We start from the raw sequence: 16614 nt of genomic DNA on the forward strand, positions 1-16614 counted from the left end.
GCTGAATCGTAATCAAGTCACGCACAACTCCATGTGCATGCCATGGGTCTCCTGTGCGGCGCGGATGACGGAATCCGCGCTCCCTCTTCCGTAGGGAGACATCTTGGAATCGCCTGAAAGACCGGGCCGGGGCCGCCGGACCACCGTGCTTCTCGCGGGGGCCGCCGTGCTCGGTGTCGTCGCCGGTGTCTGCACCGGGTACGTCGTCCAGGCCGGCCGCCCGCCCACGAAGCTGCCCTCCCTGTCGCAGCCCGTCGTCGGGCAGGCCAAGGGCGCCGTCGAGCCCCTGTCGGCGGCGCAGGACCGCCGGGTGAAGACCGACGGCGACCTGCGCAAGCTGCTGCTGAGGCGGCCCGCGGGCGCGCGTGCCGACGACTTCGGGAGCTCCGACGGCTGGATGGACCTGGCCGGCTACGCGAGCACCTTCGAGCAGCCGACCGGGGCTTTCCGGTACCAGCTGGGGACCGAGTTCCGGCGCGCGGCCCGGACCGCCTGGCGGGTCGGCACGTACGACGTCGAGATACGGCTCGTCCAGTACCGCCAGGTGTTGGAGCCGGGCGCCGCCAAGCAGGTGGAGAGCCAGCGGAAGTGGGCCGAGCAGGTGCCGGACACCGGTAGCTCGCCCATCCCCGGGACCGGCGACGGCATGGTGTACGTGCACCGGACGCCCGAGACGAAGAGCGGGTATCTGCCGGTGTACCTGGCCGAGGCGATCGCCTCACGCGGTGACGTCTACATGGACATCTGGATCAGCGACACTCGGCCGATCCCCGAGAACAAGATCATGGATCTGGCGAAGCGGCAGGTGGCCCAGCTGTGAACGAGGCTGTGAACGAGTCGCTCGCGGAAGACCCGCGTCTGCCGGAGACCACCGAGGCCGGGGAGCCCGCCGCAGCGGCCCCCGGTCGGCGGCCCGTGGGCCGCATCGTCGCTGTCGCGCTGCTGGCTCTCGCCGTCGTCGGCGGCGTCGGGTTCACCGCGGTGACGGTCGCAGGGGCCGACCGGGATGCCGGGGACCCCGTCTGGAAGTTCCCCAAGGCCGCCAAGGCGGACCGGAGCGGCCAGGACGAGCAGCAGGGCACGGACGTCTCGGGTCTGCGCGGCCTGCTGATGCCGTACGACAGGCCCGGGTCCCAGGGCTACGTCCAGGGGCCGGACATCGGCGAGTTCGGCTCCGACGTCGCGCTCGACGGGCGCGAGGCCACCGCTCTGCGCAAGCGGGAGATCATCGGCCTGCCGTCGGCGACCCGGCAGGCGATGGACCGTGTGATCGACAAGGAGCACATCCAGGGCCTGGCGATGCGCAGCTACGCCCCGTTCAACAACTTCGGCGGTTACGACAAGTCCTTCACGCTCACCTTCGAGCTGGTCCGGATGGCGAACCGCGAGTCCGTGCGCGAGCTCTCCGCCGGCCGGGACGAGATCTTCAAGGCCCTCGGGGTCTTCCCCAAGGGGCCGCAGATACCGGGCCACAAGGAAGCGGCCTGCTTCCGGATGCCCAAGGCGAGCGACGAGAAGATCGACCGCATGGTCTGCTCCGCCTCCGTCGGTGACGTGCTCGTCACCGTCAACGCGGCCGGGAGCCGCCCGCTCGACACCGGCGCCATCGCCGTCTTCGTCGGCAGACAGCTCGACCGCATCAAGGACAAGGACCCGGGGAAGGCCGTATGAGCGAGCAGCAGATTCCCGTCACCCCCGCGCTGCCCGTGCCGGAGCCCACACCGGAGCCCGCGCCGAAGGACCGCCGGGTCCTGCGGAGCGTCCTGCGCTGGACCGCGGCCGTCGTGGTCTTCGCGGTGGCCGGCACCTCGACGGCGTACGGCATCACCCGGATGCAGCGCACCGACCTGCCCGGCCTGGCCACGCGACCGGACGGCCGCTGGGACTACCCGCAGATCGTCCGTCCGCCGCTGCCCGCCGGCCGGCCCGCCCCCTTCGCCCCCGGCAATGCGGCCGACATCCACTACGCCGACCTGCGCAAACTGGTGCTGCCCGCGCCGAAGGGCGCCAAGGCCGACCCCGCGCTCGCCGGTGACCACGGATGGACGAAGCCGACGGTGTTCCTCGCGGAGTACGCGAACAAGGACGACCGGGACACCCTCCAGGGCGAACTCACCGACCACGGCCTGCGGCACATCACCGCGCGTGGCTGGACCATGCCGGACGGCACCCGGACCCGGATCTACCTGCTGCAGTTCGAGACCGGCCTGATCGCCGGCGAGGTCCAGCAGGACGAGTTCGCCGGCTACCAGGACCCGGGGCTGGCCCTGCGCGGAGCTGCCTCCAACGTGATGGACGAGTCGTTCCCGGAGGCGGCCAGTGCCGACGGGAACGGCATTGTGGAGGAGTTCGCCGAAAAGCAGCCGTACGGCGCCGAGCAGGTCCGGCAGGCCTACATCTCCTCCGGCGACGTCATCGCGCTCGTCGTGCAGTCCCGCCCGGGCGGTGCGAAGGAGATCCCGTTCCAGCAGACGGTGGTCCTGCAGCAGCAGCTGCTCGGCTGAGCCCACCCGGGTGACGCCGTTACGGCCCACCTCGCAGGGAGAGCCGGCGCCCGGCCGCGTAAGCTGGGCTCCGGCTCTGTCGTATGCCCACCCTCGCTCAAGGAGCACCCGTGGAGATCTTCTTCGAAACCCTGCTGGTCCTGGTCTGCGTCGGCGTGCTCGCCTTCGCCGGTCTGACCGTGAAGAAGCTGTACCAGGGCCAGCGCTGACCACTCCCACCCAGGAACCGCCCCTCATGATCGAGATCCCGTCCGACCTGCACAAGGACCTCGTCCCGCTCGCCTTCCTGCTCGGCAACTGGGCCGGTGCGGGCGTGCACGACTTCCCCGGCTCCGAGAAGTGCAACTTCGGCCAGGAAGTCAGCTTCACCCACGACGGCCGGGACTTCCTGGAGTACCACTCCCAGACCTGGGTGCTGGACAACGACGGCAACAAGGTCCGTCCGCTGGAGTCGGAGCACGGCTTCTGGCGGATCGACGCCGACCGCAAGGTCGAGGTCACGATGACCCGCGACGACGGCGTCATCGAGATCTGGTACGGCGAGATGGCCGACAAGAAGCCGCAGATCGACCTGGTCACGGACGCCGTCGCCCGGACGGCCGCCTCGCAGCCGTACAGCGGTGGCAAGCGGCTCTACGGCTACGTCAAGAGCGACCTCATGTGGGTCGGCGAGAAGCAGACCCCCGAGGTCGAGCTGCGCCCCTACATGTCGGCCCATCTGAAGAAGGTCGTCACCCCGGAGGACGTCGAGCGCTGGGCCAAGGCCCTCCCGGACGACCTGCCGGACGACGGGATCGCCTTCTTCAAGTGAGCCCTGCTGTTCTTCGAGTGAGCCTTCCCCGGCCGTAGCTCTAGACTCGTCGGTGTGGTGAGCACCGACTGGAAGAGCGACCTCAGGCAGCGCGGCTACCGGCTGACGCCGCAGCGGCAGCTTGTCCTCGAAGCCGTGGACACCCTTGAGCACGCGACCCCCGACGCCATCCTCACGGAAGTGAAGAAGACGGCGTCGGGGGTCAACATTTCCACGGTCTACCGCACGCTGGAGCTGCTGGAGGAGCTGGGCCTGGTCAGCCACGCCCACCTCGGGCACGGTGCGCCGACGTACCACCTCGCCGACCGCCACCACCACCTGCACCTGGTCTGCCGCGACTGCGAGAACGTCATCGAGGCCGACGTGGACGTGGCCGCGGAGTTCACCGCCAAGCTGCGGCAGCAGTTCGGGTTCGACACCGACATGAAGCACTTCGCGATCTTCGGTCGGTGCAGGGACTGCTCCCTGAAGAGCTCAACTGCCACGTCGTAGGCTGGCGGTATGAAGAGCCCCCTGCTGTCCCTGCCCGGCGCCGTCCCCGCCGAGGGTGTGGACGAAGGTGTCGCCGCCCACTACGGCGACCTGTTCCGCGAGCAGCGCGCCCTCGCCGACGGCACCGGTTTCGTCGACCTGTCCCACCGGGGCGTCGTCACCGTGAGCGGCGAGGACCGGCTGAGCTGGCTGCACCTGCTGCTCACCCAGCACGTCAGCGAGCTGCCGCCCGGTGAGGCCACCGAGGCGCTGATCCTCTCCGCGCACGGGCACATCGAGCACGCGCTGTACCTGGTGGACGACGGCAGCACCGTGTGGGCGCACGTGGAGCCCGGTACCCAGGACGCGCTGATCGCGTACCTGGAGTCGATGAAGTTCTTCTACCGGGTGGACGTCGCCGACCGCACGGCCGATTTCGCGGTCGTCCACCTGCCCGCCGGGTCCATCGCCGAGGTGCCCCAGGGCGTTGTCGTACGCGAGACGCCGTACGGCCGCGACCTCTTCCTACCCCGCGAGGACCTGGAGTCCTTCGCGGCCACGCACGGCCCGGCCGCCGGCCTCCTCGCCCACGAGGCGCTGCGCGTCGAGCAGCACCGGCCCCGGCTCGGCTTCGAGACCGACCACCGGACGATCCCGCACGAGCTGGGCTGGATCGGCACGGCGGTGCACCTGCAGAAGGGCTGCTACCGGGGCCAGGAGACGGTCGCCCGCGTCCAGAACCTGGGCAAGCCGCCGCGCCGCCTGGTCTTCCTCCACCTCGACGGCAGCGAGGTGCACCTGCCGGTGCCGGGCACCGAGATCCGCCTCGCGGACGAGGGCCCGGAGGGCCGCAGGATCGGATTCGTGACGACGTCCGTACGCCACCATGAACTGGGCCCGGTGGCGTTGGCCCTGGTCAAGCGGAACGTCCCGGTCGACGCGAGGCTCCTGGCCGGAGAGACGGCCGCCGCGCAGGAGGTCGTGGTCGAGCCGTAGTACCCGTTCGGCTTCGTAGCGCCGCCGCCGCTGCGGGCAGTCGTGCCGCCAGGGGCGGCACGGGTGGGCGATGGGGGTCCCCCCGCGCGAGCGAAGCCGAGCGTGGGGGAGGCACCTCACAGCGAGCAGCGCCTGTCCCCCTAGCGACACCCGGCCCGCGCCTAGATCTCCAGCAGCACCGTGAACGGCCCGTCGTTCGTCAGCGACACCCGCATCTTCGCGCCGAACCGTCCCGTCGCCACCGTCGCGCCCAGCGCGCGCAGCTGGGCCACGACCTCCTCGACCAGTGGCTCGGCGACATCGCCGGGGGCGGCGGCGTTCCAGGTGGGACGGCGGCCCTTGCGGGCGTCGCCGTAGAGCGTGAACTGGCTGATGACCAGCAGCGGGGCGTCGATGTCGCTGCACGACCTCTCGTCCTGCAGCATGCGGATCGACCAGAGCTTGCGGGCCAGCTGCGCCGCCTTCTCCTTGGTGTCCTCATGGGTCACCCCGACCAGGACGCACAGCCCCTCGCCCTCGATCGCGCCGACCGTCTCGCCGTCCACGACGACGCTCGCGCCGTCCACTCTCTGCACCACCGCACGCATGCGGACCATCATGCCGGGTGCCCGGCACATGGGCACAGAGAGCCAATCATAGATCCCTTATAGATCCCTTACCCCCCATCTGGGGCTGTTCGGGGGCACTCGGTCACATAGTGGCCGGTTGGGGTGGCACGATGCTTCCACACGCCGGTCGAGGGGACGGTCACACGCACATGAGCACACCGAGTACGAGCGGGGGGCTGGGCACGCAGGGGACGTACCGGCCGCCCGCCCAGCGCGCCGACGCTCCAGCGGGCCCGGTGGCCCCGGCGGGCCCCGCGCTGCCCGCCGAGCCGCCCGAGCCCGAGCTGGCCCGACTGAGCCTGCCCGAGCTGCGCACGCTGCGCCGCGACGCCCAGCGCGACGAGGCGGACCTCAGCTATGTCCGGCGGCTGCTGCAGGGGCGGATCGACATCCTGCGCGCGGAGCTGTGCCGGCGCGGCCGCGCGTCCCTGCCGGCGCCGGCGGACGGTTCCGTGGTCGACCGGCTCCCGGAGATCCTCAAGGACGCCCCGGCCCGGCACCGCTCCTCGGCCCGCCACGTCACCCTCGGCACCCCGCACAACGAGGAGTACCGGCAACTGGCCGCCGAGATGCTCGCCGAGGTCGAGCTGTCGGACCTTGAGGCCCGCACGGATCTCGAACTGACCACGGCCATGGGGCGCCTGGTGCGGTACGAGCAGGAGGTCTCCGGGCGCCGTCAGCGGCTGCAGCGCACGACCGACGACTGCAGCGCGGAGATCGCCCGCCGGTACCGGGTGGGTGAGGCACAGGTGGACGACCTGCTGATCTGACGAGGGCGGACACGGGACGGGGGAAAACGGGAGGACACCCGGCGGGGCGCCCGCCTACCGTGGGCCCATGAGCGACGTCCGGATCGTCACCGAGGCCGATTTCGAGGACTGGCAGCGCGCGCTGGCCACCGGCTTTCTGCAGCCACCCGTCCTGACACCCGAGGAACTCGACGCCCGCCGCCTGCAGTTCGTGCCGGGCCGGCTGCTCGGGGCCTTCGACGGCGGCCGGTGCGTCGCCACCTTCCGTTCCTTCGCGCAGGAAGTCACCGCGGTGGGCGGCGGCCTGGTCCCGGCGGACGCGATCAGCAACGTCACCGTCAGCCCCACCCACCGCCGCCGCGGCCTGCTCACGCAGATGATGAACCGGGACCTCGCGGCGGCGAAGGAGCGCGGTGACGTGGTCGCCACGCTGATCGCCGCCGAGTACCCCATCTACGGCCGCTACGGCTTCGGCCCGGCCACCTGGTCGACCCAGTGGACCGTCGAGGTGCCCCGGGCCGGCCTGGATCCGCGCTGGTCGGGGCCGGACGACGGAGGCCGTATCGAGCTCGTGGACGGGGCGGAGGTCCGCAAGCTGGGCCCGGAGTTCTACGAGCGGTTCCGGCGCACCCAGCCCGGCGCGGTCAGCCGGAACGAGCTGTGGTGGCAGTTCAACACCGGGGCCGCCCGGATCCACAGCGACTGGACCGAGCCGTTCTACGCCGTCCACCGCGCAGCCGACGGCGAGGTCCAGGGCCTGGTGGCGTACAAGTCCGACGAGACCTGGAACGGCAAGCAGCCGGATCAGACCGCCTCCGTGCTCAGGCTCACCGCCACCACCGTGGCGGCGGAGCGCGCCCTGTGGCACTACCTGTGTTCGATCGACTGGATCACCAAGGTCAAGAGCGGCTACCGCGGCCCCGACGACCTGCTGCCCCACTACCTCCCCGATCCGCGCGCCGCCCGGATCACCGGGCACGCGGACTGGCTGTGGGTGCGGATCCTCGACGTCGTACGGGCCCTTGAGGCGCGGACGTACGAGGGGGCGGGCTCGGTGGTGCTGGAGGTCGTGGACGGCGCGGGGTTCGCAGGCGGGCGGTTCCGGCTGGAGGCCTCGCCTCAGGGGGCTTCCTGCGCGGTCACCGCCGAGGGTGCCGATCTGACGCTGGGCATCGGCGAGTTGGCCTCGGTGTGGCTCGGTGGTGAGTCGCTGCTGCGGCTCGCGGCGCTCGGGCGGGTGCAGGAAGAACGGGAGGGCGCCGCCCGGAAGGCCGACGCCCTGCTTCGCTCGACCGGGCGCCCCTGGTGCCCGGACATGTTCTGAAGGCTCCTCTCTCCTGGCGACACTGACGGTGCATCCGTAGCGAGCTGTTCAGTTGTGGCTGTGCAGACGGTGTTCGGTTGTGGCTGTGCGATGTCGTGTTCAGTTGTGACTGTGCGCTTCGGTGGCCGTCCCCTGTCCGGGCTCCCGGCTCCCCTCCGGAAGGGAGCCCGGTCGGCCAACCACTGGGAAGCTTGACCATGTCGTGCAAGTTGGCAGCCAACTTCACCGTACTTATGTCCGTTGGGAAGCGACTCATAACCAGCCGTCGGCGAACTGCCGCAACTTGGCGGGAAGTTGTAGTGTTTGTCCGTGGACCCGGAGCACGCCTCCGCCAGTGGACGGACGAGGTCACAGCGGCCCCACACGTCCCACCGCGACATCGCCGACGCCCTGCGCAGCCGGATCAGGACCGGCCTGCTGCAGCCGGGTCAGCGCATGCCCACGCAGGCGGAGCTGGCCGTCGAGTTCGGTGTCGAACGCGGGGCCGTGCGCCAGGCCCTGCGCATCCTGCAGTCGGAGCACCTGCTCACCAACGTGTCCAAGGGCAGCCCGGCCACCGTGGCCCCGGTGCCGGGACCGGCCCTGCCGCCGGCCGGACCGGCGGCGCCGCCGCAGCCCACCATGGTCGGCCTGGCGCCCCGGATAGCGGAGGCCTTCGCCGCCCCCCACGTGCGGATCGACGCGCTCTGCCTGACCGCGGTCTCGCTCACGCTGGCCGTCGGCGAGCCGCTGCGGCAGATCCACGCGGGACGGCTGAAACCGGCCAAGATCGACGTCCGGGTGCTGCTGCCCAGCCGGGACATCGACCTCGCCTTCCCGGCGCCGGTGGACATGGGCGACCGCGATCTGCTGCACCGGCGCTGGCTGGCCCAGCGCAACGCCCAGGGCATGGTGCTGCGGCAGAACCTGCTGGCCCTGTGCACCACGCACGGCGTCGACGTCCGGGTCTCCTTCCGCGCCCTGCCGTTCACCCCGCCGGTCAAGCTGTATCTGCTGGGCGGCTCCGAGGCGCTGTTCGCGTACTACACGCTCAAGCGCCGCGAGCGGGAGATCGACCACGAGCACCTGGAGATGTACGACGCCGACGGCACGCGCTCGATGCTGTTCGCCTTCGAGCGGCGTGCCGGGCGGCGGGACGCCGCGTTCGTGGACCAGTCGCGGCGGTGGTTCGACGCGCTGTGGGAGACGATCAGTTCGGAGCTCCTGCTCAGCACCTGACGCCGGACCCCCGGGGAGTCACAGCGCCGGGCCCGCGAGGAGCACGGCGAGCAGGACGGCGCCGGCCGAGAGCGCCTTGTGGCTCCTGGTCTCGATGCCGACGGAGACCAGGAGCAGGCCTACGGCGCCGGCGAGGCCGTACTTCCACTGGACGAGCTGTTCGACGAGGAGAGCGAGGGCGGGCACGGCGGTTCCCCCTTCAGAAGATTGGCCAACTTGGAAAAGTTCCAAGAAGTTGGCAACCAACTCCAACTAAGTTGTCCCCGCTTGGTTGGAGTTCATAAACAACTTCTCGGCAACTCCCCAAAGATGGATCAGAGTTATAGCGTTTGGTCGTGACTCAGGAGCATGTGGCAGTGAACGGCAGCAGAAGGCTCACGCCCCAGGAGATCGCCGACACCCTGCGCGAGCGGATCCGCACCGGCGAGCTGCAGCCGGGCGAGCGGCTGCCCACGCAGGCGGAGCTGGCCGGCGAGTTCGGCGTCGAGCGGGGTGCCGTACGCCAGGCGCTGCGGGTGCTCCAGGAGGACGGGCTGCTCGCCGACGTCAGCAAGGGCAGCCCGCCGCGGGTCGCCGAGCCGCGGACCGCGCGGGGGGAGCCGCAGCCGACCATGGTGGCGCTCGCGCCCCGGCTGACCGAGGCGTTCTCCGCGCCGCACGTGCGCATCGATGCCGTCTGCCTGACCGCGCAGAGCCTGATCCCCGCGCTCGGCGAGCCGCTGCGCCTGATCCACGAGGGCCGGCTGCACCCCGAGCGGATCGACGCCCGCATCCTGCTGCCGTCCCGCGACATCAACCTCGCCTTCCCGGTCTCGGTCGACGCCGGAAGCGAGGAGGACGACGCGGTCCACCAGCGCTGGCTGGCCATGCGCAACGCCCAGGGCCAGGTGCTGCAGTACAACCTCCAGGCGCTGCGCGGCACCCACGACATCGACGTCCATGTCACCTTCCGGGCGCTGCCGTTCACCCCTTCGGTCAAGCTGTACCTGCTCAACGGGGTGGAGGCGCTGTTCGCGCACTACGTGATCACGCGACGCGAGGAGCCCACCGACAGCGGCACCCTGGAGATGTACGACACCCTCGGCTCGGAGTCCCTGCTGTTCTCCTTCGAGCAGCGGGCCGGACAGCGGGACGCGGCGTTCGTGGAGCAATCGCAGAAGTGGTTCGACGCCCTCTGGGAAACCATCACCACGGACCTGACACTCTCCTAGTGACTTCTGATGCGACGACGAAGACCGATCAGACCGCGAACGAGACCGAGAAGCTCCGGATTCTGATCGGGAGTGCCCGGGTTGTCCTGTGGGACTTCGACGGACCGATCTGCCGTCTGTTCGCGCGGCACACGGCCGAACGGGTGGCGACCGAGCTGGTGGACTGGCTGGCGGGGCGCGGGCTGCGCAATCTGCTCAGCGACTCCGAGCGCGACTCGCTCGACCCGCACGAGGTGCTGCGTGCCGTGGACCTCCGGCACCCCGGCAGCGACCTCGTGACCGAGCTGGAGGAACGTCTCACCCAGGAGGAGCTGCGCGCCGCCGGCTCCGCGCTGCCCACCGCCTACGCCGACCCCCTGATACGCACCTGGACCGCGGTGGGCGCCCGGCTGGCCATCACCACCAACAACTCCCCGAAGGTGGTCCGCACCTACCTGGACGACCGCGGCCTCACCGCCTGCTTCGCCCCTCACATCTACGGCCGCACCACCGAGCTGCACCTCCTCAAGCCCGACCCGCACTGCCTCAACCGGGCCCTGGCCGCGATGGGCTCCGCCCCCTCGGCGGCCCTGATGATCGGCGACTCGCCCTCCGACCTCGCCGCCGCGCACGACGCCGGCGTGCCGTTCCTCGGCTACGCGCGCAACGAACGCAAGGGCAAGCTCCTGCGGGAGGCCGGGGCCGGGTGCGTGGTCGCGTCCCTTGAGCCGTTGCTGCGGACGCTGCGGGGCTGGTGACCGTCCGGAGTACAGGTCATTGCGGAGCGCGGGCGCGGGAGGTCGTGCGGGGCACAAGTGTGCGTCCGGTCGCCGTCCAGCGCGACCGGGTTCGATGAGTCGACGGCGTCTGACACGATGCACGCCCGCGGAAGGAGTAGCGTGCTGCCACTTCCGCACCTTCAGCGGTGGCAAGGCGAGAGAAACGGGCGATGTCCCTCCAATCAGCTTCGGTTGCTCGACTGCACGCGGTCGAGGTGAGCGGCGACGAGAGTCTGGTCGAGGGCCCGCTCCACGGGTACCACCACGAGACGTATGTGTTCCCGCTGCTCGGCGAGGCGGGCCGGGTGCAGCCGGGGCGGTGGAAGTGCCGGGAGCCGCGGCCCGATCTGCTGTGGTTCGACCGGCGCTGCTTCGTCTCGGAGGAGCAGTTGCTGCAGGATCTCCAGGGGCGGATCCGCGGCATTCCCGAGATCGCCGAGGTCGGCGGCATCTCCCTGATGCGCTTCATCGAGGGCCGCACGCTCGGCTCCCTGCACACCTCCGGCACGCCCGTCCCGGACGTCTACCACGGTCAGATCGTCGAGCTCTTCCGGCAGCTGGCCGCCGTGGAGCCCAGGAGCCTTCGGGCGGCGCGTCGATGCGATCCGGAGGACCGCCCGGACGACGGCGACAGCGAGGGCTTTCTGGAGCGGCTGGTCCATTTCACCGAGCACCGGGTCTACCGGCACAACCTCGACCGGTTCGAGGGGCTGTTCGGCGAGCTGGGCGTGGCCGACGACGCCTTCGCCCACCTCCGCAAGCACGTCTCCGGCCTCACCCGGCGGCCGTTCCGCCTGCTCCACGCCGACCTGCACCGCGAGAACTTCATCGTGGACGCCGAACAACGCCTGTGGACCATCGACTGGGAACTCGCCATGGTCGGTGATCCGCTCTACGAGCTGGCGACCCACCTCCATCTGATGCGCTACCCGGCGGGACAGGCGCGCAGGGTGGCCGAGCTGTGGCACGCCACCGTGGAGGAGGTGCGCCCCGGCAGCGGGAGGGGCTGGCACGACGATCTGCCGCTGCTGCTCGGCTACAAGCGGGCCCAGTCCGTCATCACCGATGTCATCCGCTGCGCCCTGATGCTGGGCGCCGCACCGGACCTCGGCTGGCGGCAGCTCGCGTCCGCGGCGCTGAAGCTGCGCCGGGTCCTCGCCCAGGCCGCAGTACCGCTGGGCCTCGACCCGGTACCGGGTCCGCACCGGATCGCGGCGGCGCTGATGCGCTGGTGCCGCGAGCACGGCAGCCGCCCGGAAGCCGTTCTCTGACCGGAAATGGTGCGTACGCTCGCCCCATGGGTGAGATGGGCCTGCGTGAGCGCAAGAAGCAGCGGATGTACCAGGACGTGTCGGACATCGCCGTGCGGCTGTTCCTGGAGCGGGGCTTCGACGCGGTGTCCGTGGCCGAGGTCGCGGCGGCGGCCGGGATCTCCAAGCCGACGCTGTTCCGGTACTTCCCCGCGAAGGAGGACCTGGTCCTGCACCGGATCGCGGACCACGAGACGGAGGCCGCGCGGGTGGTGGCCGGGTCGGCCGACCCGGTGGACGCGCTGCGCCGGCACTTCCTCGCCGGTCTTGAGCGGCGCGATCCCGTCACCGGACTGAACGACCATCCCCAGGTGCTCGCCTTCCACACCCTGCTCTACGGCACCCCGGCCCTGGTGGCGCGGGCGCACTCCCATCTGGAGCGCTCGGAGGCGGCGCTCGCCGAGGCACTCGGCGGGGGGCTGGACGCACGGCTGGCCGCCGGGCAGATCGTCGCGGTGCAGCGCATCCTCGCGCAGGAGAACTGGCGGCGGGTCGCGGCGGGGGAGCGCATCGAGGAGGTGGAGGAGGACGCCGTACGGGCGGCCGAACGGGCCTTCCGGCGGCTGGGGGAAGGGCTGCCGGAGCTGCGGCGGGTGCACTGAGACGCGGCAGTGAGACGCGGCCGTGAGACACGGTTAAAAATGTAACTCGGTTGCGTTTTTGTCGTACGCTGGCGCCATGACGTCACTCGACCCCGCCCTCACCGACACCCTGCACACCGAGCGCGCCTACCACGACACCTGCCGTGCCGCCCTCGACGCCATGGTCGAGGGCGCCGCCGAACAGGTCGTCATCGGCGAGGACGTCTCCGCCTCCGGAGCCGACGCCGAGGTCCTCGGCTACCAATTGCGCAGCCAGGCCAAGGCGCTGCGGGAACTGCCGCCCGGCCCGCTGTTCTTCGGCCGCCTGGACTTCGCCGACGGCGACCCCGAGCACGGCGGGCAGCACTACCACCTCGGGCGCCTGCGCATCACCGAGAACCCGGCCGCCCCGCCCCTCGTCGTCGACTGGCGGGCCCCCGTCTCCCGCGCCTTCTACCAGGCGAGCGCCCGCGAACCGCGGGGCGTTGAGGTGCGGCGCCGGTTCGGCTGGGCGCCGGGCAGCCGGGGCGAGTCCAGCGGCCTCACCGGGCTGGAGGACGAGCACCTCGGCCGGGGCGAGTCCCGGACCAGCGACATCGTCGCCCGCGAGATCGAGCGGCCCCGCGTCGGACCCATGCGGGACATCGCCGCCACCATCCAGCCCGAACAGGACGACCTCGTCCGGGCCGCCCTCACCGACTCGGTGTGCGTCCAGGGCGCGCCCGGCACCGGCAAGACGGCGGTGGGCCTGCACCGCGCCGCGTACCTGCTGTACAGCCACCCCCAGCGGCTCCAGCGCGCCGGACTGCTGATCCTCGGCCCCAACCGCACGTTCCTGCAGTACATCGCCGAGGTACTGCCGTCGCTCGGCGAGATCGGGGTGCGCCAGTCCACCCTGCTGGAGGAGATCGCCCGGCACCCCGTCACCGGCACCGACCCGGCGGACACGGCAGCGCTCAAGCACGACGCCCGCATGGCCGAGGTGCTGCGCCGCGCGCTGTACGGCAGGGTCACCACCGAGGGTGTGACGGACCTCGCCGTGAAGGACGGCTCCAGCTGGTGGCGGGTCCCCGCCGGTGAACTCGCCGGCATCGTGGCGGCGGTGCGCACCGAGGAGCCGCCGTACGCCATCGGCCGTGAACGGGTGCGCACCCGGGTGGTACGGCGGCTGCGCGAGCGGGCCGAACGGCGCGCCGGGGTGCTGCCCGCCTCCTGGGTGCGCCGGATGGAGCGGGCCCGGCCGCTCACCGAGCACCTCGACCTGGTCTGGCCGAAGGTCCGCCCCGAGGAGGTGCTGGCCCAACTTCTCTCCGACGCAGGGGAGTTGGCCGGGTCGGCCGACGGCCTGCTGGGCCAGGACGAGCAGGCGGCACTGCTGTGGCCCCGCCCGCCGCGCTCGTACAAGTCGGCCCGCTGGTCGGCCGCCGACCTGGTCCTGCTGGACGAACTCTCGGGCCTGATCGAACACCCCGAGGGCTACGGCCACCTCGTCGTCGACGAGGCGCAGGACCTCTCGCCCATGGAGTGCCGGGCCATCGCCCGCCGCGCCGCCTTCGGCTCCCTGACCGTCCTCGGCGACCTCGCCCAGGGCACCACTCCCTGGGCCGCCCGCGACTGGTCCGTCCAGCTGCGCCACCTCGGCCGCCCGGATGCGGCCGTGGTCCCGCTGACCACCGGTTTCCGGGTGCCGGGAGCCGTCGTGGACCTGGCCAACCGCCTGCTGTCCCGCCTGGACGTGCCGGTACCGCCGGCCCACTCCCTGCGCGCGGACGGCGAGTTGCGGATGCGCCCGACCGACGACGTGCCGGGCACCACCGTGACCGCGGTGCGCGAGGCGCTGGCCCACGAGGGCTCGGTGGGGGTCGTGGCGGCGGACGCGGACGTGGACGCCGTACGGGCAGCCCTCACCGCGGCCGGCCTCGACCCGGCCGGCCCGGACGCGCTCGGCGCCCGCGTGACCCTCGTCCCCGCGACCCTGGCCAAGGGCCTGGAGTACGACCATGTCGTGGCCGTGGAACCGGCGGCGGTGGCGGAGGCGGAGGAGCGGGGCGCGCACCGCCTGTACGTGGTCCTCACCCGCGCGGTCTCCCGCCTGGACGTGGTCCACGCCCGCCCACTGCCCTTCTGACACCGGTAGCGTGCGGACCATGACCGAAACAGAAGCGTTCCGGGACGTCCCCACCACGACCCTCGCCGACCTCCTCGGCCGCGAGCAGGTCATGGACATCGGCATACGGCCGCTGTGGCAGCCGGTCCCGCGGGTGGCCGGACCGGCGTTCACCGTCAGCTGCCCGCCGGGCGACAACCTCATGCTGCACGCGGCCGTCCACCGCGCCGCGCCCGGCTCGGTCGTCGTGGTCGAGTCCGGCGACCTCGACTACGCGCTGGCCGGGGGCAACGTGTGCGCGGTCGCCCGGCGCCGCGGGGTGGCGGCGTTCGTCGCCGACGGCCTGATCCGCGACCTGGCCGAGGTCCGGGATCTCGCCTTCCCCGTCTTCGCCCGCGGAGTCATTCCCGTCCCCGGCGCCAAGAAGGCCGTACGGCCGCTGAACGGGCCCGTGCGCTGCGGGGGCGTACGGGTCGAGTCCGGGGACGTGGTCGTGGCCGACGAGGAGGGCGTGGTGGTCGTGCCGGCCTCCCGCGCGGAGGACACCCTGCGGGCCGCCTGCGCCAAGCTCGCCAAGGAGGCGGACGAGACCCTGGACGACTGGGAGAAGGCCCATCGGGCGCGGATCGACGAGATCCTCACGGCACAGGGCTTCCAGGGTTGACACCCGCTGCGCGGGGCTTGGGGGGTTGTTCCTCGCCGCGCTGGGCTTCCAGGGGTGATCCTGGACGGTGATGCTGCTCTTCCTCGATGTCGACGGCCCGCTGATCCCCTTCGGCGGGGGCCCCTACCCGCGTTACGACGGCCCCTCGACGGCCGGCGCAGGACACCCGCTGCTGCACCGGGTCGATCCAGCGCTGGGCCACCGGCTGGCCGCGCTGGGCTGCGCACTGGTCTGGGCCACGACCTGGACGGACGAGGCCAACGCCGTCCTCGCACCCTGGCTGGGCCTGCCCGCGCTGCCGGTCGTGGCCTGGCCGGACGAGGACGAACCACCGGGTCCGGTCCACTGGAAGACCCGGTCACTGGTCGCCTGGGCGGCGGGGCGGCCCTTCGTCTGGCTGGACGACGAGATCACCGACCCCGACCGAGACTGGACCGCCGACCACCACCCCGGCCCCGCCCTGCTGCACCGGGTCGACCACCGGCACGGGCTGACGGCGGCCGACTTCGGCGCCCTGGAGGAGTGGCTGGCGGTGACGGGGTGCTGATCCCGGACCCCGGGCACCGTGGGGCACCGGGGTGGGGTGGGGCGGGCGCGGGTGAAGCAAGAGCTCGGGTCCGGTGTAGGCGGACCGAGGATTGACCGCCCGTACCGGCCGGCGGAGGATCGGCAGGGCGATGTCCCGCGAACCGACGGACGGAGGAGACCCGTGCCGGATTCCCGAGCTGCCGCGGTCGCGTTCCTGCGCGACCTGGGAGCCGCCGGGCTCGCCCATCCGGGCGGCACCCTCCTCGCCCATCTCCAGCGCGTCGAACGGCAGTTGGCGGAGTGGGACGCGCGCCCGGCTCTCCGCCTCGCGGGCCTGTGCCACGCCTGCTACGGAACCGACGGCTTTCCCGAGGCCCTGCTGCCGCCCGACCGCCGTACCGAACTCGCTGCCGTCATCGGTCCCGAGGCCGAGGCGCTCGTGTACCTGTACGGCTCCTGCGACCGCAAGGCCGCCTATCCGGCCCTTGCCGAGGCCGACGGGGTCTTCCGGGACCGGTTCACCGGCCGCGCCCACGTCCCCGATCCCGGCCCGCGCCGGGACTTCGCCGAACTGACCGCCGCCAACGAACTCGACCTGGCCCGCCTGGATCCCGCGTTCCGCGCTCAGTGGGGGTCCGCTCTGCTCGCCCTCTTCACCCGGACGCGGCCCCTGCTGAGCCCGCCGGCCTGGTCGGCGTGCGAGACGGTGCTGACCGGGTAGGGGCGGGCCGCTTGCCCGCGCCGCCGGGGTGCCGTCGCGCGCCGCCCGCACCA

Annotated in this window: 19 protein-coding genes; 17 read left to right on the top strand and 2 right to left on the bottom strand. The window is 71.8% G+C overall.

The window, feature by feature from the left end:
- Positions 1 to 103 precede the first annotated feature (103 nt).
- The 6 genes from ACWC2T_RS27360 to ygfZ all read left to right on the top strand — a co-directional run bounded on the left by ACWC2T_RS27360 (position 104) and on the right by ygfZ (position 4782).
- On the top strand, positions 104 to 820 hold the full coding sequence (locus ACWC2T_RS27360) for a hypothetical protein (protein ID WP_450673009.1): 717 nt from the start codon (positions 104 to 106) through the stop codon (positions 818 to 820).
- The gene (locus tag ACWC2T_RS27365; RefSeq protein ID WP_450673010.1) at positions 817 to 1671 is read left to right on the top strand and encodes a hypothetical protein; all 855 of its coding nucleotides are present in this window, start codon (positions 817 to 819) and stop codon (positions 1669 to 1671) included. Before ACWC2T_RS27360 ends, ACWC2T_RS27365 begins: the two co-directional genes overlap by 4 nt.
- Positions 1668 to 2504, top strand: coding sequence for a hypothetical protein (locus ACWC2T_RS27370; RefSeq protein WP_450673011.1), 837 nt, complete (start codon positions 1668 to 1670; stop codon positions 2502 to 2504). Before ACWC2T_RS27365 ends, ACWC2T_RS27370 begins: the two co-directional genes overlap by 4 nt.
- A gap of 235 nt (positions 2505 to 2739) precedes the next feature.
- The gene (locus ACWC2T_RS27375) at positions 2740 to 3315 is read left to right on the top strand and encodes an FABP family protein (protein WP_363216964.1); all 576 of its coding nucleotides are present in this window, start codon (positions 2740 to 2742) and stop codon (positions 3313 to 3315) included.
- Positions 3316 to 3369: 54 nt separating this feature from the next.
- Entirely contained in the window at positions 3370 to 3807 is a 438-nt protein-coding gene (locus ACWC2T_RS27380) for a Fur family transcriptional regulator (protein WP_450673012.1), read from the top strand.
- A 9-nt stretch (positions 3808 to 3816) separates the two neighbouring features.
- Positions 3817 to 4782 (top strand): CAF17-like 4Fe-4S cluster assembly/insertion protein YgfZ, encoded by a 966-nt coding sequence (gene ygfZ, locus ACWC2T_RS27385; RefSeq protein ID WP_450673013.1) that lies wholly within the window; start codon positions 3817 to 3819, stop codon positions 4780 to 4782.
- A gap of 161 nt (positions 4783 to 4943) precedes the next feature.
- On the opposite strand, the gene dtd is transcribed toward ygfZ, so the two are convergent.
- Positions 4944 to 5369, bottom strand: coding sequence for a D-aminoacyl-tRNA deacylase (gene dtd / locus ACWC2T_RS27390; protein ID WP_450673014.1), 426 nt, complete (start codon positions 5367 to 5369; stop codon positions 4944 to 4946).
- 170 nt (positions 5370 to 5539) lie between these two features.
- On the opposite strand from dtd, the gene ACWC2T_RS27395 reads away from it, so the two are divergent.
- From ACWC2T_RS27395 to ACWC2T_RS27405, 3 genes are all read left to right on the top strand, one after another.
- On the top strand, positions 5540 to 6160 hold the full coding sequence (locus ACWC2T_RS27395) for an RsiG family protein (RefSeq protein ID WP_450673015.1): 621 nt from the start codon (positions 5540 to 5542) through the stop codon (positions 6158 to 6160).
- A gap of 67 nt (positions 6161 to 6227) precedes the next feature.
- A complete protein-coding gene (locus ACWC2T_RS27400; protein ID WP_450673016.1) occupies positions 6228 to 7463 on the top strand; it encodes a GNAT family N-acetyltransferase in 1236 nt (411 codons plus the stop codon).
- Positions 7464 to 7766: 303 nt separating this feature from the next.
- The gene (locus ACWC2T_RS27405) at positions 7767 to 8681 is read left to right on the top strand and encodes a winged helix-turn-helix domain-containing protein (protein WP_450673017.1); all 915 of its coding nucleotides are present in this window, start codon (positions 7767 to 7769) and stop codon (positions 8679 to 8681) included.
- Positions 8682 to 8699: 18 nt separating this feature from the next.
- Here ACWC2T_RS27405 and ACWC2T_RS27410 read toward each other — a convergent pair whose 3' ends face one another.
- On the bottom strand, positions 8700 to 8867 hold the full coding sequence (locus ACWC2T_RS27410; protein ID WP_450673018.1) for a hypothetical protein: 168 nt from the start codon (positions 8865 to 8867) through the stop codon (positions 8700 to 8702).
- Positions 8868 to 9010: 143 nt separating this feature from the next.
- On the opposite strand from ACWC2T_RS27410, the gene ACWC2T_RS27415 reads away from it, so the two are divergent.
- From ACWC2T_RS27415 to ACWC2T_RS27450, 8 genes are all read left to right on the top strand, one after another.
- Complete coding sequence (locus ACWC2T_RS27415) at positions 9011 to 9892, top strand: winged helix-turn-helix domain-containing protein (protein WP_450673019.1); 882 nt, start codon at positions 9011 to 9013, stop codon at positions 9890 to 9892.
- A complete protein-coding gene (locus ACWC2T_RS27420) occupies positions 9892 to 10629 on the top strand; it encodes an HAD family hydrolase (RefSeq protein ID WP_450673020.1) in 738 nt (245 codons plus the stop codon). The genes ACWC2T_RS27415 and ACWC2T_RS27420 overlap by 1 nt, the downstream gene beginning before the upstream one ends.
- A gap of 191 nt (positions 10630 to 10820) precedes the next feature.
- The gene (locus tag ACWC2T_RS27425) at positions 10821 to 11921 is read left to right on the top strand and encodes a phosphotransferase family protein (RefSeq protein ID WP_450673021.1); all 1101 of its coding nucleotides are present in this window, start codon (positions 10821 to 10823) and stop codon (positions 11919 to 11921) included.
- A gap of 26 nt (positions 11922 to 11947) precedes the next feature.
- A complete protein-coding gene (locus tag ACWC2T_RS27430) occupies positions 11948 to 12562 on the top strand; it encodes a TetR family transcriptional regulator (RefSeq protein ID WP_450673022.1) in 615 nt (204 codons plus the stop codon).
- Between the two features lie 76 nt (positions 12563 to 12638).
- Complete coding sequence (locus ACWC2T_RS27435) at positions 12639 to 14669, top strand: HelD family protein (RefSeq protein WP_450673023.1); 2031 nt, start codon at positions 12639 to 12641, stop codon at positions 14667 to 14669.
- A gap of 19 nt (positions 14670 to 14688) precedes the next feature.
- Positions 14689 to 15312: an RraA family protein gene (locus ACWC2T_RS27440; RefSeq protein WP_450673024.1), complete on the top strand. Its 624-nt coding sequence runs from the start codon at positions 14689 to 14691 to the stop codon at positions 15310 to 15312.
- Positions 15313 to 15382: 70 nt separating this feature from the next.
- On the top strand, positions 15383 to 15859 hold the full coding sequence (locus tag ACWC2T_RS27445; protein ID WP_450673025.1) for an HAD domain-containing protein: 477 nt from the start codon (positions 15383 to 15385) through the stop codon (positions 15857 to 15859).
- 162 nt (positions 15860 to 16021) lie between these two features.
- Positions 16022 to 16561 carry a DUF6817 domain-containing protein gene (locus ACWC2T_RS27450; protein ID WP_450673026.1) on the top strand — a complete coding sequence of 180 codons (540 nt, stop codon included), beginning with the start codon at positions 16022 to 16024 and terminating at the stop codon, positions 16559 to 16561.
- Positions 16562 to 16614: the final 53 nt, after the last annotated feature.

The organism is Streptomyces sp. NPDC001393 (assembly GCF_053597455.1).